The organism is Streptomyces sp. NPDC007164 (genome assembly GCF_040634135.1).
GTDB lineage: Bacteria > Actinomycetota > Actinomycetes > Streptomycetales > Streptomycetaceae > Streptomyces > Streptomyces sanglieri.
The window spans coordinates 56,004-78,678 of sequence record NZ_JBEYFB010000030.1 but is presented as its reverse complement, the minus strand read 5'-3'; the positions used below and the strand labels follow the sequence as shown (position 1 = coordinate 78,678).

The window sequence follows — 22,675 nt, the reverse complement described above, 5'->3', positions numbered from 1 at the left end:
TCGACTCTCATCCGGGACGCGTTGATCGACGCCCCCGGTCGAGCCCGCCGGAAGACCGCAGGGGTGCTGCGGCAAAGCTACGGAACGAGTCCACACCGGACGGCCCTCACCCGGGTCCTGGGCGAGGTGCTGGACACCTTCGACACCGGCAGGACCCCCGACGTCGCCGAAGCTTCCACCCCCTGCTTCTGGATCTGCTCGGCCGGCAGGGCCAGATGCTCGCTGGCCGCGATCTGCCCTCCCGGCCAGGACGCTCCCACCGACTTGCCGATCTCTCCGCCGTAACCGGAGCCCGCGCGTACGTGTGCGGGACCGGCGGCATGACGTACCTCGACCCGGCACCGTCCGCCGCCAAGGGCATCGGTGTCCTGCCGTTCCAGCCGCCGACGACCAGCATCCGGTCTTCTGGCCGAAGGCGCAGTGCGCAGTGGGCGGTGGCGGCACTCGGCCCGCAGGACATGGCCGCCTGCCCACAGAGGCTTGCCTCGGACCGCGGCCTTCCGGTGGCCGCCGCTCGACTGCCGCCCACTCGCTGACGAGATCACCTTCTCCGAGCAGAAGACCGATCGGACCTGCCGCGCGGGCAGCGGCTGCTTCGGCCCGGGCGTGACCTCCGCGGGAGGTGGGCCCGTGTATCCGGTCCTCTCAAGTGATGCGCCGCTTCGGGCGCAACGCGGCGATGTTGCGGCAGCTGCCACGCGAACCAACGTCGAAGGGCCCCGCAGCAAGCTGCGGGGCCCTTCGACGTATTGCCCGGTGAGAGCAATGGCGGAGGATACGAGATTCGAACTCGTGAGGGGTTGCCCCCAACACGCTTTCCAAGCGTGCGCCCTAGGCCACTAGGCGAATCCTCCGCGGCAAACAATACAAGACGTTGAGGAGTGCTCGCGAACCCGTTCCCCCGGAGATCGGTTCGGGCCCGTTCCGAGGTTGTCCCGGGTGGTTCCGGAAGGCGGGGGGAGTGGACCGGCAGGGGTGGGGATCGGCTAAGGTGGGCGTCAGCCCCTCACGTGGCGCTATCTGACTGAACTCCCCCAGGGCCGGAAGGCAGCAAGGGTAGGTCGGCTCTGGCGGGTGCGTGGGGGGCCCTTGTGTTTCCTGAGGCTGGTGAGTGGCGCTTCGCACGGTCCGGGGTCGGTTGTCGGTCCGCCCGGATAACCTCGTATGTGTGTCGTCCCTTGCGCTGTACCGCCGCTACCGCCCCGAGTCGTTCGCCGAGGTCATCGGGCAGGAGCATGTCACCGACCCGCTGCAGCAGGCGCTGCGGAACAACCGGGTCAATCACGCGTACCTGTTCAGCGGTCCGCGCGGCTGTGGCAAGACGACCAGCGCGCGCATCCTGGCCCGCTGTTTGAACTGCGAGCAGGGGCCGACGCCCACGCCGTGCGGGGAGTGCCAGTCCTGCCAGGACCTCGCGCGCAACGGGCCGGGGTCCATCGACGTCATCGAGATCGACGCCGCATCGCACGGTGGCGTGGACGACGCCCGTGATCTGCGGGAGAAGGCGTTCTTCGGGCCCGCCTCCAGTCGTTACAAGATCTACATCATCGACGAGGCGCACATGGTCACCTCGGCGGGGTTCAACGCCCTGCTGAAGGTGGTCGAGGAGCCGCCGGAGCACCTCAAGTTCATCTTTGCCACGACCGAGCCCGAGAAGGTCATCGGCACCATCCGGTCGCGTACGCACCACTACCCGTTCCGTCTGGTGCCGCCGGGAACCCTGCGCGAGTACCTCGCCGAGGTCTGCGGCAAGGAGAACAGCACCGTCGAGGACGGTGTGCTGCCGCTCGTGGTGCGGGCCGGGGCCGGATCCGTGCGTGACTCGATGTCGGTGATGGACCAACTGCTGGCTGGCGCGGGCGACGACGGTGTGACATACGCCATGGCGACCTCGCTGCTCGGTTACACCGACGGCTCGCTGCTCGACTCGGTCGTGGACGCCTTCGCGGCGGGCGACGGTGCCGCGGCGTTCGAGGTCGTGGACCGGGTGATCGAGGGCGGCAACGACCCGCGCCGGTTCGTCGCGGACCTCCTGGAGCGGCTGCGCGACCTGGTGATCCTGGCCGCCGTGCCGGACGCCGGGGAGAAGGGGCTGATCGACGCCCCCGCCGATGTCGTCGAGCGGATGCGGGCCCAGGCGTCCGTCTTCGGCGCCGCCGAGCTGAGCCGCGCCGCCGACCTGGTCAACGAGGGGCTCACGGAGATGCGCGGCGCGACCTCGCCGCGTCTCCAGGTCGAGCTGATCTGTGCCCGGGTGCTGCTGCCCGCGGCCTTCGACGACGAGCGTTCGCTGCAGGCCCGGCTCGACCGGCTGGAGCGGGGCGCCTCCTTCGCGACCACGGGCCCGGGGCCCGCCATGGGTTACGTACCCGGGCCGGAGGCACTGGCCCACGCACCCGTGCCCGCGGCACCCGTCGTACAGCCGGGCACGGGGCCCGCCGTCGCGCGTGCGGCGGTACGGGGCGAGGCCCCCGCCCCCGCCCCCGCGCCGGTTCAGGCGGCACCGCCCGCCCCCGCCCCCGCCGCCGCACCGGTCCAGGCCCCGCAGCCCGCCGCCCCTACCGCCCCGCAGCCGCCGGCCGAGGCGGCCCCGGCTCCCGCGGGCGGTCAGCGGCCCGGCGCCTGGCCCACCGCCGCCGCGCCGGAGTCGGGCCGGCGCCCCGGCGGCTGGCCGACCGCTTCCGCCCCGGGCCAGTCGCCCGTCCCGCAGCCCGCTCCGGCCGCCGCGCCGGACCGGGCCGCGCCCTCGGCACCGGTGCCCGCCGCCGCCGAGCCGAGTCCGGGCCTGACCCAGGGCGCCGGCCAGGTGCGGAACATGTGGCCGGACATCCTGGAGGCGGTGAAGAACCGCCGCCGCTTCACCTGGATCCTGCTCAGCCAGAACGCCCAGGTGACCGGCTTCGACGGCACCACCCTGCAGATCGGCTTCCTCAACGCCGGCGCGCGTGACAACTTCGCGAGCAGCGGCAGCGAGGAAGTGCTGCGGCAGGCGCTCGCCGAGCGCTTCAACGCGCAGTGGAAGATCGAGGCCGTCGTCGATCCGTCGGGCGGCGCCGGAGCACCTGCGCAGACCGGCGGGGGCCGCCCCGCCGCGCCGCCCGTGCAGCAGTACCAGGCACCCGCGCCCCAGCAGGGTTACGAACCCCGGCCGGCCGCTTCTCCACAGCACCAGCAGCCGCACCAGCAGTCCCAGCCGGCTCACCAGCAGCCGGGCAGCGCCCCCGCCGAGCCCGCGCCGCAGTCGTACTCCGCGCCACCGCAGCAGCAGTACGCCGCGCCCGAGCCCCCGCGTGCGGTCGCCCCCGAGGACGACACCCCGGAGGCCGACGACCCCGACCTCGTCGACTCGGCGCTTTCCGGGCACGACCTGATCGTCCGCGAACTGGGCGCCACGGTCGTCGAGGAGTTCACCAACGAATAGCGGGCGAACCGATGGGTGGGCGACGGGCGGGCGGGGGTGTGCTCAGGGGACCCGGGCCGTCCGCCGCGGCTCCCCGGGGTGTCCACGCAGCGGTGCCCGTCAAGGGCGCCGCGCCCCGGCGGCTAGGCTGCACCCCGTGAAGGTCCTCGTCATCGGCGGCGGCGCCCGCGAACACGCCCTGTGCCGCTCTCTGTCCCTCGACCCCGACGTCACCGCTCTGTACTGCGCTCCCGGCAATGCCGGTATCGCGGAGGTGGCCGAACTGCACCCGGTCGACGCCCTCGACGGCGACGCCGTCGCGCGCCTCGCCGCCGACCTGGGCGCCGAGCTGGTGGTCGTCGGCCCGGAGGCGCCGCTCGTCGCCGGGGTCGCCGACGCCGTGCGCGCCGTCGGCATCCCCTGCTTCGGCCCCTCCGGCGAGGCGGCCCAGCTGGAGGGTTCCAAGGCGTTCGCCAAGGACGTGATGGCCGGGGCCGGCGTCCCGACCGCCCGCAGTTACGTCTGCACCACCCCCGCCGAGATCGACGCCGCCCTCGACGCGTTCGGCGCCCCGTACGTCGTCAAGGACGACGGCCTCGCCGCCGGCAAGGGCGTCGTCGTCACCGACGACGTCGAGGCGGCCCGCACCCACGCCCTGGCCTGCGATCGCGTGGTCATCGAGGAGTTCCTCGACGGCCCCGAGGTGAGCCTCTTCGCGATCACGGACGGCACCACCGTGCTGCCGCTCCAGCCCGCGCAGGACTTCAAGCGCGCCCTGGACGACGACGAGGGCCCGAACACCGGCGGCATGGGCGCGTACTCCCCGCTTCCGTGGGCCGACCCCAAGCTGGTCGACGAGGTCATGGAGTCGGTGCTTCAGCCGACCGTCGACGAACTCCGCCGCCGCGGCACCCCGTTCTCCGGGCTGCTGTACGCGGGCCTCGCGATCACCTCGCGCGGCGTGCGGGTGATCGAGTTCAACGCCCGTTTCGGCGACCCCGAGACCCAGGTGGTCCTGGCCCGGCTGAAGACCCCGCTGGCCGGTGTCCTGCTCGGCTCCGCCAAGGGCACGCTCGACGAGCTGCCCCCGCTCAAGTGGCGCGACGACGCCGCCGTCACCGTGGTCATCGCCTCCCACAACTACCCGGGCACGCCGCGCACCGGCGACCCGATCGAGGGGCTCGATGACGTGGCGGCGCAGGATGCCCCGCACGCGTACGTCCTGCACGCGGGCACCAGGCGCCAAGGTGACGCGATCGTCAGCGCGGGCGGCCGGGTGCTGTCCGTGACCGCGACCGGCAAGGACCTCGCGGGCGCCCGTGAGCGTGCCTACACGGCGGCGGCCCGCATCCGCCTCGACGGCTCGCACCTGCGTACGGACATCGCCCGGAAGGCCGCGGAGGGCTGAGACCGGCTCCCCGAAGGGCCACCACCGGGGCGGGCTCGGGTTGGGCTCGGGGCGGGTTCCGCCGAAGGGCCACCACTGGGGCCGGCTCCGCCGAAGGAGCACCGGGCCGGCTCCACCGAAGGAGCACCGGGCCGGCTCCACCGAAGGGCCACCGGGTCGATTCCACCGAAGGACCACCGGGGCGGCTTCCCCGGAGGACCACCGGGCCGGCTGTCCCCACGGACGCCGCCCTGAAACGCTCTGACGAGCACAGACGCGCCGCTGCCCCAAGGACAGCGGCGCGTCAGCACCTTTGCCCAAAGCCATTCCATCGAGTGACGGCTGCGCCATCCGGATGACGCCCGCCGAGGCCCCAACTAGGGTGCGGCGCAAGCATTCCGGCACTTGGCCCACTGGCATTGCGATGTCAGTGACGGGTGCCACAGTGGGGGAGTGAACAACACCGCCGCGGGGGCAGAGGGGGTGACGTCCGGACGTGTCCGGTACCGGTACAAGTGAGGAGCTGGGTGCGCTGAGTGCGCGTGCCCGGGCTCATGCTCTGCTGCGCATCCGCGGCAGGGCGGCAGCCGTGGCGATCCTGCCGGCGGCGGTGGCCGTCGTGCTGCTCGTGGCGGGCGCCCAGGGCCTCGCCGTGGGCAGCGGCTGGGACACCGCGCGCTGGGCCGTGACGGCCTGCGCGGTCGTCGTGCTGCTGCTCGCCGCAGCGGTCGCGGTCGCGATCGTACGGGCGAGGCCGGCGGTCAGCCCGACCGTCCCGCTCCCGGAGAAGGCCGCCCCCGATCTCTACCGCCTGGTCAGGGACCTCGCCGACCGGCTCGGGGTTCCCGCGCCCTCGGCGATAGCCCTGACGCCCGACTGCGACAGCTGGCTGGAGGACCGCACCCACCCCTCGGCGCGGCCCGCGCCGGGCGCCGGCCCGGATACCGCCGCGCATTCCGCGGTCCGGTCCCGCCGCCGGGTCCAGGCGGCGCCGGTGCTGGTCATCGGATCGCCGTTCCTGTGGTGGATGCGGGTCGCCGAGCTGCGGGCGGTGCTCGCCCCGGTCGTCGCGGGCACGGGCCCGGCCGCGCATCCCGACATAGCCGCTGCCCGTCGCTTCGTACGCGGGCTCGACGGCGCGGTCGCCGACGCCGCCGCGCCCGTGCCGGGGCCGCTGGCCGGGCTGCGCAGAGTGCCCCGCGCCTTCGTCGGCCGGATCGCCAGATTGCTGCTGCGCAGCTGCCGGGGCCACGCCGCCGAGATGGAGCGGAGTGTCGCCGCCGCCGCGTCGGTCCGTGCACAGGGTGTGGATTACGGTCTGCGGATCGTCGCCCAGGAGCAGGTCGGCCTCGCCTACGCGTGCTGGGACCGGCTGCTCACCCGGGTCGCCCTGCCCGCCTGGCGGATGGGCCGCTGGCCGTCCCGGCTGGACGCGGGCGTGGTGTCCGCCCTCACCGAGCTGTCCCGGCGCGACCGGCTCGCCGACGGATTCGCCTCCCGGCTGGGCGAGCGCCCCGCCTGCGACCTCCTGGAGGAGCCGGGCGCGGCCGACGAGGCGGCATCGCTGCTGGCGGCCCGGTTGTTCCACGGCGGCCCGGCCCGTACAGGCCCGGACTGGTCGCCGGTCGACTGGCAGCAGTACCCGGAAGAGGTTGTCGACCGTAAGTGGCGCACCGAGGCCGCCCGCCTGCACCGAGTCCTGGACTCGATGACCCCCGCACCCGCCGGGCCCCCTGCGCCCCCCGCACCGGCCGGGCCCCCCGCACCGGCCGGGCCCCCCGCACCCGCCGGGCCCCCCGCACCCGCCGGGCCCCCCGTACCTGACGCACCCGCCGCACCCGCCCCAGCAGCGACGGGTCGGGCCCCTGACGGCTTCCACGGCTCCAGCGACCTCCACGGCTCCAGCGACCCCCACCGCCCCGGTGACCCCCACCGCCCCGGCGACCCCCACGGCCCCAGCGACACCCACGCCCACCCGGACGCCCTTGCCCCCTCCCGTCCCGTCGCCTGCCCCGTCGACGCCGGGATGCCCACGCTGGCCCGTGTCGTCGAGCATCTGGCGGGCCGGACCGGGGGCGGCGAGGAGCTCGCCGCGGGAATCAGCGCCGCGGTGGCCCGCGAGGAGGCCGCGGCCCAGCAGCACCGGGCCGGTGACACATCGGGCCGGGCAGGCGCCCCGGTCGGCACGGGCGGGGACGTCCCGGACCCCTGGGGCCCCGACCCCCTCCCGCTCTTCCCGCTCCAGCCGCCCCGTACGGGCACGGAGCTGCTCGCCGACCACGTCGCGGCGATGGTCTGCTGCGCGGCGGTGGACACGGCGGGCGCGGCGCCCGGCCTCGACTGGCTGGACGGTCCCGCGCTGCTGATCGACGGTGAGCGCCGGGCCGACCTCGGCAGTCCGGTCCTGAGCCTGGTCGAGGACGGGGACGCGGAACCACTGCGGTCCTGGCTCGCTTCCATCGGCGTACGCACCGACAAGCCCGTCCGCCTCGTCTGAAGCAGCAGCCCCGGCAGTCACACCACAAACACCCCAACACTCGGAATGGAACGCTCCGTTCACTTCAATTCGCGACGAACGGTGACGGGGCGCATGCGTTATGTGATGTGCTGGGGATCGACGCTGACAGCCGGCGCATTGCTGTTGGCGCACCGATGACGCATGACCAGCGCCGATCGGCGATCCGCGGTCAACGGTCCGCGGTCAACGGTCCGCCGACCGCGACCGACGATCGACGACCGGCCATCCACCATCGACTGTTGTCTCGGGGGACCTGAGGGAGGGAAACGGTATGGGGACGGAGCAGATTCGGCGATGGGAGTCGGGTGCCCTCGCGCATGCCGTCTCCGACCCCTTCGGCCAGGGCCCGCTGCCCTGGCTGCGCGGCAGCGAGAACTACTTCGACGACACCGGCCATGTCGTCCCCTGGTACGCCGACCCCGCCCTGACCCGCTCCACCGACGGCGGCACACGCACGGCCGACGATGTGCACCGCCAGATCAAGGGCTTCATCTCCACGGGCGCCGCGGCCCCCGGCGAGGCGATCGACTTCCACGTCACCGTGGACCCGCCCCAGCAGTTCTCCGTGGACATCTACCGCATCGGTCACTACGGCGGCGACGGCGCCGCCCAGATCACCACGAGCCCCCGGCTCTCCGGCATCGTCCAGCCCGCGCCGCTCACCGCCGACCGCACGGTCTCCTGCCACCACTGGTGGCAGTCCTGGCGGCTCCAGATCCCCACCTACTGGTCGATCGGCGCGTACGTCGCCGTGCTCACCACGGTGGACGGATACCGCTCACACATCCCGTTCACGGTCCGCGACGACCAGCCGGCCGATCTGCTGCTGGTCCTGCCGGACATCACCTGGCAGGCGTACAACCTCTATCCGGAGGACGGCCGTACCGGCGCCAGCCTCTACCACGCCTGGGACGAGCAGGGCAGTCTCCTGGGCGAGGAGGACGCCGCGGTCACCGTCTCCTTCGACCGCCCCTACGCGGGCGCCGGTCTGCCGCTCCACGTCGGCCACGCCTACGACTTCATCCGCTGGGCCGAGCGTTACGGCTACGACCTCGCGTACGCCGACACCCGCGATCTGCACGCCGGCCGCGTCGATCCGGCCCGCTACCGCGGCCTGGTCTTCCCCGGCCACGACGAGTACTGGTCGGTGCCGATGCGCCGCACCGCCGAAAGCGCCCGCGACGGCGGCACCTCGCTGGTCTTCCTCTCCGCCAACACCATGTACTGGCAGGTCAGCCTCTCCCCGTCGCCGTCCGGCGTCCCGGACCGCCTGCTCACCTGCCGCAAGCGGCGCGGCCCCGGCAAGCCCGCCCTCTGGCGCGAGATCGACCGCCCCGAGCAGCAGCTCCTCGGCATCCAGTACGCGGGCCGGGTCCCCGATCCGCACCCCCTGGTCGTACGGAACGCCGGGCACTGGCTCTGGGAGGCGACGGGCGCGGGCGAGGGCGACGAGCTCGACGGCCTGGTCGCCGGCGAGGCCGACCGCTACTTCCCGCGCACCGCACTCCCCGAGCACGAGAGCCGCATCCTGCTCGCCCACTCCCCGTACCTGGACAGCGAGGGCGTCAAGCGCCACCAGGAGACATCCGTGTACCGGGCCCCGTCCGGGGCGATCGTCTTCGCCTCGGGCACCTTCGCCTGGTCCCCGGCGCTGGACCGTCCCGGCCATGTGGACCCGCGCATCCAGCGCGCCACCGCCAACCTCCTCGACCGCATCTGCAAGCGCGACTGACCCGGCTCGCCACAACGCGGGCCGGGGCCACGGAAGTCGGCGCCACGGACGCCCCCGCCCCACTCCGCCGCACCCCGATACGGGAGAATCGGAACGACTCCTGGATCAAACTACGCGGAGGCAGCGTGTCCGGATTTGTAGAAAAGCCCGAGCCGGTGCAGGTCCCGGGCCTCACCCACCTGCACACGGGCAAGGTGCGCGACCTGTACCGGAACGAGGCGGGCGACCTCGTCATGGTCGCCAGCGACCGCATGTCCGCGTACGACTGGGTCCTGCCGACCGAGATCCCGGACAAGGGACGGGTCCTCACCCGGCTCTCGCTCTGGTGGTTCGACCAGCTCGCCGATCTCGTACCGAACCACGTCCTGTCCACGGAGCTCCCCGCCGGAGCCCCCGCCGACTGGGCCGGCCGCACCCTGATCTGCAAGTCGCTGCGGATGGTCCCGGTCGAGTGTGTCGCCCGGGGCTACCTCACCGGCTCCGGCCTCGTCGAGTACCAGGAGTCCCGCACGGTCTGCGGTCTCGCGCTGCCCGAGGGGCTCGTCGACGGCTCCGAGCTCCCGGAGCCGATCTTCACCCCCGCCACCAAGGCGGCCGTCGGTGACCACGACGAGAACGTGAGCTTCGAGGAGGTGGCCCGCCAGGTCGGTGCGGAGACCGCCGACCTGCTGCGCCGCACCACGCTGGACGTCTACGGCAGGGCACGTGACATCGCGCGCGAGCGCGGCATCATCCTCGCCGACACCAAGTTCGAGTTCGGTTTCACGCCCACCGCCGACGGCGGCGAGGAACTGATCATCGCGGACGAGGTGCTGACCCCGGACTCCTCGCGCTTCTGGCCCGCGGCCGGCTGGGAGCCGGGCCGGGCCCAGCCCAGCTACGACAAGCAGTTTGTACGCGACTGGCTGACCTCGCCGGTCTCCGGCTGGGACCGCAGGAGTGAGCAGCCGCCGCCGGCCCTGCCCCAGGAGATCGTGGACGCGACGCGGGCGAAGTACCTGGAGGCGTACGAACTCCTCACCGGCACGTCCTGGCAGTAGGACTGCCGACGAACACGAAGAAGCCCCCGGCCGGAAGGCCGGGGGCTTCTTGCTGAACCGAGCGGACGACCAGGTTCGAACTGGCGACCTCAACCTTGGCAAGGTTGCGCTCTACCAACTGAGCTACGTCCGCAAGCGCCGAAGCGCGAGAACCACTATACCCATCCGCGCTGCCGTGCGAGACGCACCGCGGCATGTCGATTCTCCGCGCCGAGCTTCGAGGCGGCCGCGGAGAGGTAATTCCGTACCGTTCCCTGCGACAGCGACGCCCGCTCCGCGATCTCCGCGACGGGTGCCCCGTCCGCCGCCAGCTCCAGCACCTCGGTCTCCCGCGCGGTCAGCGGAGAGTCCCCGGCGGAGATCGCGTCGGCCGCCAACTCCGGGTCCACGTAACGGTTTCCGGCGTGCACGGTGCGGATGATCCCGGCCAGCTGCCGGGCGCTGACGGTCTTCGGGACGAAGGCCCGCACGCCCGCCTCCAGCGCCCGCTTGAGGTGTCCGGGCAGGCCGTGGCTGGTCACGATCATCGTCCGGCAGCCGGGCAGTTCGGCCCGCAGGGATGTGGCGACACTCACACCGTCGGCGCCCGGCATCTCCAGATCGAGGACCGCCACATCGGGCCGGTGGGCCCGGGCCATGGCCAGCGCCTCCGGGCCGGTCGCGGCCTCCGCGACCACCACCAGGTCGTCCTCCAGGGCCAGCAGCGCGGCCAGCGCGCCCCGGATCAGGTGCTCGTCGTCGGCCAGCAGCACCCGTACGGTCGTCATCGTCGTTCCTCCTGAAGTACGGGTGCCTCCCGGGCGGCAGGCGGCTTGTCGAGGCGGGCCGGGGACGCCGCCGGGCCGAGCGGGATCGTCGCCGTGAGCCGGAACACGCCGTTCCCCGCCGGGCCCGCGGCCAGCGAACCGTCGAGCACGCGGAGCCGCTCCCGCAGCCCGGCCAGCCCCGAACCACCTGGTCCGGAGCCGTCACCCACCCCGGAACCCCCGCCCTGCCCCGCGTCGGCCACCGCGGCTCCGTCGTTCTCCACCAGTAGCACGACCGCGTCCGCCGAGGACCTGAGCCGGATCACGCAGTGGCGCGGATCCCCGTGCCGCAGCACATTGGTCGCCGCCTCCCGCACGACCCAGCCGAGCGCGGACTGCACGGGCGCGGGCAGCTCCCCGCCGGCGTCCCCCGTCACCTCGCACTCGATCCCGGCCGCGCTCAACACCCCTCGGGCACCGGCCAGTTCGGTACCCAGGTCGGCCTCCCGGTAGCCCCGTACGACCTCGCGCACCTCCTGCTGCGAGGTGCGGGCTATCCGCTGCACCTCGACCATCTGGTCCAGCGCCTCCGGCCTGCCGCGCTGGGCCAGCTCCACGGCCAGCTCGCTCTTCAGCGCGATCACGGCGAGATTGCGGCCCAGTACGTCGTGCAGGTCCCGCCCGAACCGCAGCCGTTCCTCGGCGACCGCGAGCCGGGCCTGAAGGTCCCGGGCCGCCTCGGCCTGCCACATCACAGCCAGGCTCCAGGCGCTGGGCCGTACGGCGATCAGTGTGAGCAGGCAGCCGAAGAGAATCGTCGGTACCACCCCGGCCAGTGCCGCGCCCCGTACCCCGACCGCGGCGAAGACGCAGACGCTCAGCGCGGCGCCGGCGAGCGACTGGACCAGGAAGGTACGGACCGGGACCACCAGGACCTGCGTGATCGCGAGCGCCACCGGAGCGTTCATGGTCATGATGAGCAGCCCGCTGTCGGCGATCCCGTCCACCCCGGCCAATGCCGCCAGCAGCCCCAGGTTCACCAGCAGCAGTACCAGCGGCGGCAGCTGCCGTCGGAGGGGAATGACGTCGGTGCCGAGGTAGTGCGCGTACGACAGCTTGACGTTGCGGTTGCTCAGCAGGCACTGCGCAAGGCTCACGAGCAGCAGTGCCACGCCCAGTGCGATCGGCAGCGGCGCCCGGCGGATGTCCGACTTGAACGGGGCCAGCTGCCACGACAGGGTGAAGAGCCAGGGCATCACCGAGAGGGTCAGCCGCGAGTAGAGATCGATCCGCTCCAGCCTGCTGCGCTGCTGCCAGCTGCGGCGCCAGCCCCGTACGAGCACCACGGTGTCCCTCCTCAGCGTCGCGGATCCCAGCGGAACCGTCGTTGCACAGCAAACACGGCGAACCCGGTCCAGGCCAGCCCGGTCATGGCGGCCACGAGCAGGTCGGAGCCCTCGGCCCCGCCCAGCCAGCCCGTCCGTACGAGCGTCATCACCCCGGTCACCGGCAGCAGTTCGCACACGGACGCCATCGGGCCGGGCATGACCTCCAGCGGTACGAAGAGCCCCGAGCCCATCATCGAGACGAAGAACAGCGGGAGGGTGGTGAGCTGCGAGGTCTGTACGGTGCGGGTCACCGCGGAGGTGGCAGCGGCCAGTGCCGTCAGCAGCACCACGCCCAGCAGCAGGCCCGCCAGCAGCAGTTCGGGCCGCCGAGGCGCGGCGAGGCCGAAGAAGGCAGTCCCCGCGGCCACGATCACCACGGTCTGGGCCAGCGCCAGCGCGACCGACGGCAGGGCGGTCCCGACGAGGATCTCCGGGTCGGTGACCTCGCCGGTGCGCAGCCGCTTCAGGACGAGGTCCTCGCGCCGTGCCACGTAGGACGAGACCAGGTTCATGTAGACGGCCTGGATCAGCACGATGCCGATGCCGCCGCTGAGCGCCGCCGCGGCGACGGACAGGCCGGTCCCGTCCAGAACGGACTCCTTCAGTGCCGACTTCATCGCCAGGACCATGGCGGCGGGCATCAGCAGCGAGACGAACACCGCCGTGCGGTTGCGGGCGAGCAGGGAGACTTCGGCACGCCCGAGGGCGGTCAGCCGGCTCCGGAGCGTCGTGCCGGCCGCACCGGTCGCGCTCGTCGTCGTGGTCGTCATCACGCAGCCACCTTCGCGTCGTACGTTTCGCCGTTCGCTTCGTTGTCCGACGCGCTCTGCGCGATATCGAGGAACGCCTCTTCGAGCGAGGCCGACCGGGCATCGAGACCGAGCAGCCGGACGTCCGACTCCCGTGCCCAGGTCAGCAGTTCGTCCAGGGACTCCTGCAACCGGTGGGTACGGATCTCGATCCGGTGGCCGTCGGCGGCGGCCCGCAGCCCCAGCGGAAGCCGGGCCGCCGGGACGCTCTCCGGCAGCTCGAACCGGATGCGGGCGGGGCGGGCGGCGGTCACCTCGGCGGTGGTGCCCGCCGTCACGATCCGCCCCCGGTGCATGATCGCCAGCCGGTCGGCGAGGGTCTCGGCCTCCTCCAGGTAATGCGTGGTGAGCAGGACGGTGGTGCCGCCGTCCCGCAGCTCGCGCACCAACTCCCAGGTGTTGCGCCGCCCTTCGGCGTCGAGTCCGGTGGTCGGCTCGTCCAGGAACAGCACCTCGGGCCGCCCGAGCAGGGCCATCGCCAGATCGAGCCGGCGCCGCTCACCGCCGGAGAGCTGCTTGACCCGCACCCGCCCCCGGTGGGAGAGCCCGACCAGCTCCAGCGCCTCGCCGGTCGGGCGCGCGCCGCTGGTGCAGCCCGCCCACATCCGTACCGTCTCGGTGACCGTCAGCTCGGACGGGAAGCCGCCCTCCTGGAGCATCACCCCGATCCGCGGCCGCACGGCGGCGCGCTCCCGGAACGGGTCGTGGCCGAGCACCCGGACCGTGCCGCCGTCGGGCACGGCCAGGCCCTCCAGCAGTTCGACGGTGGAGGTCTTCCCGGCGCCGTTCGTACCGAGCAGGGCGAAGAGCTCACCGCGCGCCACCGAGAAGGAGACACCGGCCACGGCCTCGAATCCGCCCGCGTAGCGCCGTCGCACTCCGGCCGCCTCGATCACCGCATCGGAACGGGAGGCGGAGACGGAGTCGGACGCGGAGACGGAGTCGGACGCGGACGCGGCTGCGGCGGGTGCCACGGTCCGGTCCGCGCGGTTGCCTGGGATGTCGTCGCTGGTCATGCCCACAGGCTTTCGCGGGATCGGCGACGGGATCAGTGCGAGTTGTCATTACTGCTCATGACAAACGTCATGGGGGACCGGGTACGACGAAGGCCCTGGTCGATATCGACCAGGGCCTTCGTTTCGATCAAGAGCGGACGACGAGATTCGAACTCGCGACCCTCACCTTGGCAAGGTGATGCTCTACCAACTGAGCCACGTCCGCATTGCTGCCGCTCATTGTACTCCTCGGAAGGAGATTCATCGGGCGGTGCGAGCATCACCCTACCCGATCCACCGGAGTGGTCGATAAGAGTGATGCAGAGCGGGTGACAGGAATTGCACACTGCGCCTTCCCCCTGGAAGGGGGATGTTCTGCTACTGAACTACACCCGCACGCTGCGTGGGGTTCGGCTTTTCGGCCTTGCCCCTCGGCGTGCTCCAGACTTTAGCCGACCTGCGGGGGTGTAGCGCAAGTCGGTGTCCGCGGGGTGTCGTCCGAGGGGGTGCCGGGGGCCCTGTCGGTGGGTCAACTCGCCTCGCGGAACGCCTCGTAGACCTTCTTGGGGATCCGGCCGCGGGCCGGCACCTCCATCCGGTGCGAGCGGGCCCAGGCACGCACGGCCGCCGGGTCGGGGGCGAGCGAAGTGTGCCGGTACGACACGGGGGTCTTGCCGTGCTTGCTGGCGTTTGTCTGCTTTCGGCCCGCTGCCATGTACGGCGCGAGGGCCTTGCGCAGTTTCTTTGCATTGGACGTATTGAGGTCGATCTCGTACGACTTCCCGTCCAGGGCGAAGGTGACCGTTTCCGCCGCTGCTCCCCCGTCGATGTCGTCGGAGAGCGTGACCACTACGCGCTGAGCCACGGATATCGGTCCTTTCCTACGGTATCGGCGCGTCTGGCGTGCGCTGATGCCGGCCTTCCGGCTGCTAGGCGGATGCGGTGTCGACGGTTGCCGACTGTTTAGGGCAATGCTGCATTCCCCGGTAATCATTTGTACAGCGGTTGGTGCCGCATTGTGAAGCCCACCCAATTAACTCCGCGTGTCAGCCTTCTATGTGTGCTGTCGGTGAGGATTTTTTTTGCAGGACTTTCCCCATGTGTTGTCGCGTCCGATATCTGGGCGTGATCCGGGCTCCTCGATATCTACCCGCGTAGAATTTCTGGCCAGGTACGCTGAGAGGACCTGCGGGGGTCTGGGGAGCCCCCCGGAGAAACAGCCGCACCACACCACACCGGGAGTGCCAGTGGCACGCGTCGTAGTCGACGTCATGCTCAAGCCGGAGATCCTCGACCCGCAAGGACAGGCGGTGCAGCGCGCACTGCCCCGTCTCGGCTTCGAGGGAATCGCGGACGTACGTCAGGGAAAGCGTTTCGAGCTGGAGGTCGAGGGGCCGGTCGACGACGCCGCCCTCGGCCGTATTCACGAGATGGCCGAGACTTTCCTCGCCAACACCGTCATCGAGGACTTCACCGTGAAGGTGGAGAAGGCCGAGGAGCCGAAGTGACCGCTCGTATCGGAGTCGTCACCTTTCCCGGCACGCTCGACGACAAGGACAGCCTGAGGGCCGTACGGGTCGCGGGCGCCGAACCCGTATCGCTGTGGCACCGCGACAAGGACCTGCACCAGGTCGACGCGGTCATCCTGGCGGGCGGCTTCTCCTACGGCGACTATCTGCGGGCCGGAGCCATCTCCCGCTTCTCGCCGGTCATGGAGACCGTCATCGAGCAGGCGAAGGCGGGGATGCCGGTCCTCGGCATCTGCAACGGCTTCCAGATCCTGACCGAGGCGCATCTGCTGCCCGGCGCGATGCTGCAGAACAACCACCTGCACTTCATCTGCCGCGACCAGAAGCTCCGCGTCGAGAACGCGGAGACCGCCTGGACCTCGGACTACTCCGCGGGCCAGGAGATCTCCGTACCGCTCAAGAACATGGACGGGCGTTACGTCGCCGACGAGCGGGTCCTCGACGAGCTGGAGGCGGAGGGCCGGGTCGCCTTCCGCTACCTGGACATGAACCCCAACGGCTCGCTGCGGGACATCGCCGGCATCACCAACGCCGCGGGCAATGTCGTCGGCCTGATGCCGCACCCGGAACACGCCGTCGAGCCGCTGATCGGAACCGGCCGCACCGACGGTCTCGGGTTCTTCACCTCGATCATCAAGAAGCTGGTCAACGCATGAGCCTGGATACGGTCAAGCACGCGGCCGAGACCCCGGACACCGCGCAGCCCTGGAAGGAGCTCGGCCTCAAGGAGGACGAGTACGCCCGGATCCGCGAGATCCTGGGCCGCCGTCCCACCGGCGCCGAGCTCGCCATGTACTCCGTGATGTGGTCCGAGCACTGCTCGTACAAGAGCAGCAAGGTCCACCTCAAGCAGTTCGGCGAGAAGGTCCCCGCCAACGACGCGATGCTCGTCGGCATCGGCGAGAACGCCGGTGTGGTCGACGTCGGTCAGGGTTACGCGGTCACCTTCAAGGTCGAGTCGCACAACCACCCCTCGTACATCGAGCCCTACCAGGGCGCGGCCACCGGCGTCGGCGGCATCGTCCGCGACATCCTCGCCATGGGTGCCCGCCCGGTCGCCGTCGTCGACCCGCTGCGCTTCGGCGCGGCCGACCACCCCGACACCAAGCGCGTCCTGCCGGGCGTCGTCGCGGGCATCGGCGGCTACGGAAACTGCCTGGGCCTGCCGAACATCGGCGGCGAGGTCGTCTTCGACGCCTGCTACCAGGGCAACCCGCTGGTCAACGCCGGCTGCATCGGCGTGATGAAGCACGAGGACATCCACCTCGCCAAGGCCTCCGGCCCCGGCAACAAGGTGATCCTCTACGGCGCCCGCACCGGCGGCGACGGCATCGGCGGCGTCTCGGTGCTGGCCTCGGAGACCTTCGAGTCGACCGGCCCGGCCAAGCGCCCGGCCGTCCAGGTCGGCGACCCGTTCCAGGAGAAGCTCCTCATCGAGTGCACCCTGGAGATCTTCAAGGAGAAGCTCGTCGCGGGCATCCAGGACCTCGGCGGCGCCGGGCTCTCCTGCGCCACGTCCGAGCTGGCCTCCGCCGGATCCGGCGGCATGCGCGTCGAGCTGGACACCGTGCCGCTGCGCGACTCCTCGCTCTCGCCCGAGGAAATCCTCATGAGCGAGTCGCAGGAGCGCATGTGCGCGATCGTCGAGCCGCGGCACGTGGACCGCTTCCTGGAGATCTGCGAGAAGTGGGACGTCATCGCCACCGTCATCGGTGAGGTGACCGAGGGCTCCCAGCTGGAGATCTTCTGGCACGGCGAGCAGATCGTGGACGTGCCGCCGCGGTCCGTCGCCCACGAGGGCCCGACGTACCACCGCCCGTTCGCCCGCCCGTCCTGGCAGGACGCCCTCCAGGCCGACGACGCCGGCAGGCTGGCCCGCCCGGCGAACGGCGCGGAGCTGCGCGAGCAGGTCCTCAAGCTGGTCGCCTCGCCGAACCAGGCGTCGAAGTCCTGGATCACGGATCAGTACGACCGGTTCGTGCAGGGCAACACCGTGCTCGCGATGCCCGAGGACGCCGGCATGGTCCGGATCGACGAGGAGTCGAACCTGGGCGTGGCCATGGCGACCGACGGCAACGGCCGGTACGCCAAGCTCGACCCGTACACCGGCGCGCAGCTCGCGCTGGCGGAGTCGTACCGCAATGTCGCCGCCTCCGGCGCCAAGCCGCTGGCCATCTCGGACTGCCTGAACTTCGGTTCGCCCGAGGACCCGGACGTCATGTGGCAGTTCGCCGAGGCCACCCGTGGTCTGGCGGACGGCTGCCTGGAGCTGGGCACCCCGGTCACCGGCGGCAATGTGTCGCTGTACAACCAGACCGGTGAGACGGCGATCCACCCGACGCCGGTCGTGGCCGTGCTCGGTGTGATCGACGACGTCAACCGGCGTACGCCGGTCGCCTTCGCGGAAGAGGGCCAGCTCCTCTACCTGCTGGGTGACACGCGCGAGGAGTTCGGCGGCTCGGCCTGGTCCGAGGTCGTCCACAACCACCTCGGCGGCATGCCGCCCAAGGTCGACCTGGGCCGCGAGAAGCTGCTCGGCGAGATCCTGATCTCGGCCTCCCGCGACGGCATGATCGACGCGGCGCACGACCTCTCCGACGGCGGTCTGATCCAGGCGGTCACCGAGTCCTGCCTGCGTGGCGGGAAGGGTGCCCGGCTGGTCGTGCCGGACGGGCTGGACGCGTTCACCTTCCTCTTCTCCGAGTCGGCGGGGCGCGCGGTCGTCTCCGTGCCGCGGAGCGAGGAGCTCCGTTTCAACGACATGTGCGGTGCGCGGGGTCTGCCCGTCGCCCGGATCGGTGTCGTGGACGGCGAGGAGATCGAGGTCCAGGGTGAGTTCGGCATTCCGCTGAACGAGCTGCGTACGGCGCACGAGGCGACCATTCCGGCGCTGCTCGCCTGACCCGCGTGTTCTGACGAGAACGGCCCCGCCCTGTTCATGGGCGGGGCCGTTTCTCGCATCGTGTGTCCGGGGCACGGATATTCGGCCGGTGGTCGATCCCGGCCGGGGCCGGTCGATCCCGCTCGGTCCCGGCCGGGGTCGGTCGGGGGCGGAAATGGCCGGCGGAATTGTGTATTCAGCGGGGGAGCGGCGGTGCCGTGGTGAATGCGGTGGCATTTACGTCCGCCGCCTCCGGTTTCCGCCGGTCACCGGCCGGCAGCCGGGTCGCCAGAACGGCGGCCAGGATCATCACCCCGGTCGCCGACCAGAAGACCACGCCGGTCGAGGAGACGAATGCGTCCAGTGCCTGCCGGCGCGCGTGGCCGGTCAGCCCGCCGATGGTGCTGGTCGTGCCGCCGGGGCCGCGGGCCGCGTAGACACTGCTGAGTACGGTGCCGAAGAGCGCGGCGCCCAGTGCCCCGCCGAGGGTCTGGAAGAACCGGACGCCGGTGGTGGCCACGCCCAACTGCTCGGCCGGCGCGGTGTCCTGGACCAGCTGGATGAGCTGGCCGATGAGCTGGCCGAAGCCGACGCCCATCAGCAGCAGTGCGGCGCGGACCGTCCACAGGCTGGTGTCCGTGGACAGCGTGGCGAGCAGTGCCAGGGCGGCGGAGGCGCAGACGGTGCCGCTCACGACGAAGGTCTTCTGCGACCAGCCGGCCGTGGCGAGCCTGTCGGAGAGCAGGCCGACGGCGGTCATGCCGATCGCCATCGGGATCAGGTAGAGCCCGGCCGACGAGGCGGCGATGCCGCGTACGACCTGGAGATAGACCATCACGTAGACCATCGAGCCCATCATGGCCGCGCCGACCAGGCCCTGGATGGCGAAGCCGTACCGGATCTCCCGGATCCTGAACAGGCCGAGCGGCAGCACCGGTTCGGCCGCGGTGGCCTGGCGGCGTACGAACAGGGCGAAGGCGGCGACGGTCGCGGTGGAGAGGCCGATGATCAGCGGGGACGACCAGGCGTGGTCCTTGCCTCCCCACTGGGTGACCAGCAGCAGCATGGTGGAGAAGGCGGCGGCGAGCCCGGCGCCGAGGAAGTCGATCGTGCGGCGGGTGCTGTGCGCGGGCAGCCTCAGCACCCGGACCGCCGCGGCCAGGACGGCGAGGCCGACCGGCAGGTTGACGTAGAAGATCCACCGCCAGTCGGCGTGGTCGGCGAGTGCTCCGCCGAGCCACGGCCCGAGCGCCATCCCGGCACCCGCGACGATCCCGCCGACGCTGCCGCCCTTGCCGCCGTCCTTCTCCTCGGGGCCCTTGAGCTCACGCAGCACGACCATGGTGACGCTCATCAGCCCCCCGCCGCCGATGCCCTGGAGTGCGCGGGCGGCGATCAGCCAGCCCATGGAGCCCGCCATTCCGCACAGCGCCGAACCGGCGAGGAAGGTGGCGACGGCCCCGATGAAGACCTTCTTGGCGCCGATCACGTCGCAGAGCTTCCCGTAGAGCGGCAGCGCGGCGGTGGCGGCGAGCTGATAGGCGGCGATCAGCCAGGGGATCTTGTCGACGCCGTGCACCGGGTCGAGATCGCTGACGATCGGCACGGTCGCCGCCGAGACGATGTTCGTGTCGAGCACGGCCAGCAGGATCGTGGCGATGCAGAGCACGAACCCGATGACGCGCTGACGATGGGTCATGACCGTGGGCATGACTGCGGACATGGCGGGGCTCCCCTCCCGAGCGGCACGGTGCCGCTGCGGCCGGGCACCACCATGGCCCATGAAAATGTATTGAGTCAAGAATTAATCCAGGATCAACTTTCATCCTGGTACAGTGACGCCATGACCGAGGGGATGAGCCTGCGCGAGCGCAAGAAGCTCCAGACACGGCACCGCCTGCTGGCCGCGGCCACCGAACTCTTCGCCGAGCGCGGCTTCGACAAGGTCTCGGTCGCCGAGATCGCGGAGGCGGCCGAGGTGTCGAAGATGACCGTCTTCAACTACTTCGCCGGCAAGGAAGACCTGGTCCTCGCTCCCATGGAGGAGCATGTGGGCGATGTCGCGCGCACGGTACGGGACCGGGCCCCCGGCGAATCCGCCCTGGCCGCCGTGCGCGGACAGTACGTGGCCGCCGTCGAGCGCCGCGAGCCCTCGATCGGAATGAGCGACCTGCCGGTGGTGCTCGGAGTGCGCCGGCTGATCCAGGAGACCCCGGCGCTGCTCACCCGGGCCCACGCGTTCTCCATGCGCTCCTTCGACCTGCTCGCCGAAGTGCTGGTCGAGGAGGGGGAGGAGCCGGCCATCGCGCGGGTGGTGGGCGCCCAGCTGATCGGCACCCGCAACGCCCTCATCCACGCGAACCATCTGCGGCTGCTGGCGGGGGAGCCGGCGGACGCGATCGCCCCGGACGCCGTCGCGCTCGCCGAGCGCGGTTTCGGCCTGCTCGCCGGTGGCCTGGGCGACTTCGCGATCCGGCGCTGAGGCCGGCGGGTCCGTCCGTCCGGTCCGGCAGCGCCTAGGCTCGCGGACATGCCGCCGTCCCAGAAACGTGCCCGCCGCTACGACCCGGCCAGGACCCGCACCGCGGTCCTGGCGCAGTTCGCCCATGTCCGGGAAGCCGTCCGTACCCTGACGCCCGAACAGCTCGCGCTGCCGACCCGGCTCGGCGACTGGACCGTACGCGAACTGGCCGTGCACCTGACCATGGCGCTCTCCGGCGTCACCCGGAATCTGGAGCTGCCGGAACCCGCCGCGGCGGGGCCCGGTCTCACGCCCGTCCAGTGGCCGTTCGCGACCGCGGACCGGGCGGCCGGAATCGCCGACGACACCAGGAGGCTCGCCCTGGACCGCCCGGACCTGGACGCGCTGTACGAGGAGGTCGCGGCGCGGTCCGAGGAGCTGGTGCCCGGGGCCGGCGACGAGCGGCTGCTGACGACGCGGGTCGGGGTGATGCGGCTGGCCGACTTCCTCGTCACCCGTACCGTCGAACTCGTCGTGCATACCGATGATCTGAACGAGGCGGCCGGCCTCGACATCCCGTACGACCGCCAGGCTCTCGCCGCCTGCACCCGGCTGCTCGCCGACGCCCTCGCGGAGAAGGCACCGGGCGGCTCGGTCGAGGTACGGATCCCGCCGTTCGCCGTCGTCCAGTGCGTACCGGGACCCAAGCACACCCGGGGTACGCCGCCCAACGTCGTCGAGACCGATCCGCTCACCTGGATCCGGCTCGCCACCGGGCGTACGGAGTGGGCGCGGGAGCTCGACGGGGCGAAGGTCGCCGCCGGCGGGGAGCGGGCCGATCTCGCCGCCCTCCTGCCCCTGATGGCGTGAGCGGGAACCGGACGGCCCGGCCGGCCGTCCCAGGGCCATGCGGAATCGACGGACGGCCGTGGGGGTTCTCGCCCTCCTCACCCTCGCCGCCTGCGGCAACGAGACGAGCGCCGGCGACGGCAGCGGTTCGGTACGGACCGCTCCGCGCCTCACCGGCGTCCACTGGAACGTCGACTCGGTGACGGCGGGCGGCCGCACGACCGAGGCCCCGGACGGCGCCCATGTGGTGATCGGCCCCGAGGGCGGAGTCACGGGGAACTTCGGCTGCAACCGCTTCAGCGCCGAGGCCGGCACGGACGGCGACACGATCACCGTGCGGCGGGCCACGACCACGCAGATGGGCTGCGAGAAGGTCGTACAACAGTTCGAGACGACCCTGTCCCGTGCGTTCAGCGGCGAACTCACCGCCGCCGTCACGGGCAGGACCCTGACCCTGACCACGAGGACCGGCGACACCATCACGCTGACCTCGGAGCCCCCGGCCCCGCTCACCGGCACCACCTGGACCGTCACCTCCCTGGTGTCCGGCTCCACCGCCTCGTCGCTGCCCGCGGGTATGGAGAAGAGGGCGCGGCTGACCTTCGGCAGGGACGGCTCCGTACGGGGCACCCTCGGCTGCAATACGTTCCGCGGCAACGTGACAGTCACCGGGTCCACTGCCACGTTCCGCCGGACCAGCACCACCAGGATGATGTGCCCGGCCCCCCGGATGGAGCTGGAACGCGTCCTGCTGGCGGTCCTGGACGGGAGGACGACGTACCGGATCGACCACCGCACGCTGTCCCTCACCGCGGCGAACGGCGAGGGACTCGCCGCGACGGCCCAGGCACCCGGCGGATGAGCCCGCGGATGAGTCCGGCACTGGCGGATGAGCTCCGGCACTGGTGGATGAGACCCGGGATCCCGGTCGGGCCGGGCA

At 71.7% G+C, this 22,675-nt stretch carries 17 protein-coding genes, 4 tRNA genes and 1 other RNA gene; 12 read left to right on the top strand and 10 right to left on the bottom strand.

Features of this window, described 5'->3' with window-relative positions:
- Positions 1–766 precede the first annotated feature (766 nt).
- Positions 767–854: transfer RNA gene (locus ABZ622_RS29495), tRNA-Ser, on the bottom strand.
- A 143-nt stretch (positions 855–997) separates the two neighbouring features.
- On the opposite strand from ABZ622_RS29495, the gene ffs reads away from it, so the two are divergent.
- The 6 genes from ffs (at position 998) to ABZ622_RS29465 (ending at position 10,077) form a co-directional block, all read left to right on the top strand.
- An RNA gene (ffs, locus tag ABZ622_RS29490) (signal recognition particle sRNA small type) lies at positions 998–1,094 on the top strand.
- Between the two features lie 74 nt (positions 1,095–1,168).
- Positions 1,169–3,421, top strand: a complete 2,253-nt coding sequence (locus ABZ622_RS29485) for a DNA polymerase III subunit gamma and tau (RefSeq protein ID WP_360548261.1) — start codon at positions 1,169–1,171, stop codon at positions 3,419–3,421.
- A gap of 136 nt (positions 3,422–3,557) precedes the next feature.
- Entirely contained in the window at positions 3,558–4,808 is a 1,251-nt protein-coding gene (purD, locus tag ABZ622_RS29480; protein WP_360548259.1) for a phosphoribosylamine--glycine ligase, read from the top strand.
- 475 nt (positions 4,809–5,283) lie between these two features.
- Entirely contained in the window at positions 5,284–7,284 is a 2,001-nt protein-coding gene (locus tag ABZ622_RS29475) for a hypothetical protein (RefSeq protein ID WP_360548257.1), read from the top strand.
- A 292-nt stretch (positions 7,285–7,576) separates the two neighbouring features.
- Positions 7,577–9,037, top strand: coding sequence for a N,N-dimethylformamidase beta subunit family domain-containing protein (locus ABZ622_RS29470; protein WP_360548255.1), 1,461 nt, complete (start codon positions 7,577–7,579; stop codon positions 9,035–9,037).
- Positions 9,038–9,162: 125 nt separating this feature from the next.
- Positions 9,163–10,077: a phosphoribosylaminoimidazolesuccinocarboxamide synthase gene (locus ABZ622_RS29465; RefSeq protein WP_360548253.1), complete on the top strand. Its 915-nt coding sequence runs from the start codon at positions 9,163–9,165 to the stop codon at positions 10,075–10,077.
- Between the two features lie 60 nt (positions 10,078–10,137).
- On the opposite strand, the gene ABZ622_RS29460 is transcribed toward ABZ622_RS29465, so the two are convergent.
- From ABZ622_RS29460 to ABZ622_RS29425, 8 genes are all read right to left on the bottom strand, one after another.
- Positions 10,138–10,210 (bottom strand) — tRNA-Gly (locus ABZ622_RS29460).
- 22 nt (positions 10,211–10,232) lie between these two features.
- On the bottom strand, positions 10,233–10,844 hold the full coding sequence (locus tag ABZ622_RS29455) for a response regulator transcription factor (protein ID WP_266689664.1): 612 nt from the start codon (positions 10,842–10,844) through the stop codon (positions 10,233–10,235).
- On the bottom strand, positions 10,841–12,166 hold the full coding sequence (locus ABZ622_RS29450; RefSeq protein WP_360548316.1) for a histidine kinase: 1,326 nt from the start codon (positions 12,164–12,166) through the stop codon (positions 10,841–10,843). The genes ABZ622_RS29455 and ABZ622_RS29450 overlap by 4 nt, the downstream gene beginning before the upstream one ends.
- Positions 12,167–12,180: 14 nt before the next feature.
- Complete coding sequence (locus ABZ622_RS29445; RefSeq protein WP_360548251.1) at positions 12,181–12,981, bottom strand: ABC transporter permease; 801 nt, start codon at positions 12,979–12,981, stop codon at positions 12,181–12,183.
- Complete coding sequence (locus tag ABZ622_RS29440) at positions 12,981–14,036, bottom strand: ABC transporter ATP-binding protein (protein WP_360548249.1); 1,056 nt, start codon at positions 14,034–14,036, stop codon at positions 12,981–12,983. The genes ABZ622_RS29445 and ABZ622_RS29440 overlap by 1 nt, the downstream gene beginning before the upstream one ends.
- Before the next feature lie 132 nt (positions 14,037–14,168).
- Positions 14,169–14,241, bottom strand: a tRNA-Gly gene (locus ABZ622_RS29435).
- A gap of 98 nt (positions 14,242–14,339) precedes the next feature.
- Positions 14,340–14,411 (bottom strand) — tRNA-Gly (locus tag ABZ622_RS29430).
- A 133-nt stretch (positions 14,412–14,544) separates the two neighbouring features.
- Positions 14,545–14,880 carry an Lsr2 family protein gene (locus ABZ622_RS29425; protein WP_266689661.1) on the bottom strand — a complete coding sequence of 112 codons (336 nt, stop codon included), beginning with the start codon at positions 14,878–14,880 and terminating at the stop codon, positions 14,545–14,547.
- Positions 14,881–15,262: 382 nt separating this feature from the next.
- Between ABZ622_RS29425 and purS the strand changes: the two genes are divergently transcribed.
- The 3 genes from purS to purL are packed head-to-tail and all read left to right on the top strand — an operon-like array spanning position 15,263 to position 18,446.
- Positions 15,263–15,523: a phosphoribosylformylglycinamidine synthase subunit PurS gene (purS, locus tag ABZ622_RS29420; RefSeq protein ID WP_124720043.1), complete on the top strand. Its 261-nt coding sequence runs from the start codon at positions 15,263–15,265 to the stop codon at positions 15,521–15,523.
- Positions 15,520–16,200 carry a phosphoribosylformylglycinamidine synthase subunit PurQ gene (gene purQ, locus ABZ622_RS29415; RefSeq protein WP_317863803.1) on the top strand — a complete coding sequence of 227 codons (681 nt, stop codon included), beginning with the start codon at positions 15,520–15,522 and terminating at the stop codon, positions 16,198–16,200. Before purS ends, purQ begins: the two co-directional genes overlap by 4 nt.
- Complete coding sequence (purL, locus tag ABZ622_RS29410; RefSeq protein ID WP_360548246.1) at positions 16,197–18,446, top strand: phosphoribosylformylglycinamidine synthase subunit PurL; 2,250 nt, start codon at positions 16,197–16,199, stop codon at positions 18,444–18,446. The genes purQ and purL overlap by 4 nt, the downstream gene beginning before the upstream one ends.
- Positions 18,447–18,621: 175 nt before the next feature.
- On the opposite strand, the gene ABZ622_RS29405 is transcribed toward purL, so the two are convergent.
- Positions 18,622–20,148 carry an MFS transporter gene (locus ABZ622_RS29405; protein ID WP_360548244.1) on the bottom strand — a complete coding sequence of 509 codons (1,527 nt, stop codon included), beginning with the start codon at positions 20,146–20,148 and terminating at the stop codon, positions 18,622–18,624.
- Between the two features lie 120 nt (positions 20,149–20,268).
- Here ABZ622_RS29405 and ABZ622_RS29400 point away from each other — a divergent pair, with 120 nt between their 5' ends.
- The 3 genes from ABZ622_RS29400 to ABZ622_RS29390 are packed head-to-tail and all read left to right on the top strand — an operon-like array spanning position 20,269 to position 22,597.
- A complete protein-coding gene (locus ABZ622_RS29400) occupies positions 20,269–20,907 on the top strand; it encodes a helix-turn-helix domain-containing protein (protein WP_360548242.1) in 639 nt (212 codons plus the stop codon).
- 48 nt (positions 20,908–20,955) lie between these two features.
- The gene (locus tag ABZ622_RS29395) at positions 20,956–21,756 is read left to right on the top strand and encodes a sterol carrier family protein (RefSeq protein WP_360548240.1); all 801 of its coding nucleotides are present in this window, start codon (positions 20,956–20,958) and stop codon (positions 21,754–21,756) included.
- 37 nt (positions 21,757–21,793) lie between these two features.
- Positions 21,794–22,597 carry an META domain-containing protein gene (locus ABZ622_RS29390; RefSeq protein ID WP_360548238.1) on the top strand — a complete coding sequence of 268 codons (804 nt, stop codon included), beginning with the start codon at positions 21,794–21,796 and terminating at the stop codon, positions 22,595–22,597.
- Positions 22,598–22,675 lie beyond the last annotated feature (78 nt).

Coding starts and splice junctions, on each gene's coding strand:
- ABZ622_RS29405 (WP_360548244.1), bottom strand. CDS start 20,148: ATGTCCGCAGTCATGCCCACGGTCATGACCCATCGTCAGCGCGTCATC.
- ABZ622_RS29440 (WP_360548249.1), bottom strand. CDS start 14,036: ATGACCAGCGACGACATCCCAGGCAACCGCGCGGACCGGACCGTGGCA.
- ABZ622_RS29390 (WP_360548238.1), top strand. CDS start 21,794: ATGCGGAATCGACGGACGGCCGTGGGGGTTCTCGCCCTCCTCACCCTC.
- ABZ622_RS29400 (WP_360548242.1), top strand. CDS start 20,269: ATGACCGAGGGGATGAGCCTGCGCGAGCGCAAGAAGCTCCAGACACGG.
- ABZ622_RS29470 (WP_360548255.1), top strand. CDS start 7,577: ATGGGGACGGAGCAGATTCGGCGATGGGAGTCGGGTGCCCTCGCGCAT.
- ABZ622_RS29445 (WP_360548251.1), bottom strand. CDS start 12,981: ATGACGACCACGACGACGAGCGCGACCGGTGCGGCCGGCACGACGCTC.
- purL (WP_360548246.1), top strand. CDS start 16,197: ATGAGCCTGGATACGGTCAAGCACGCGGCCGAGACCCCGGACACCGCG.
- ABZ622_RS29395 (WP_360548240.1), top strand. CDS start 20,956: ATGCCGCCGTCCCAGAAACGTGCCCGCCGCTACGACCCGGCCAGGACC.
- ABZ622_RS29455 (WP_266689664.1), bottom strand. CDS start 10,844: ATGACGACCGTACGGGTGCTGCTGGCCGACGACGAGCACCTGATCCGG.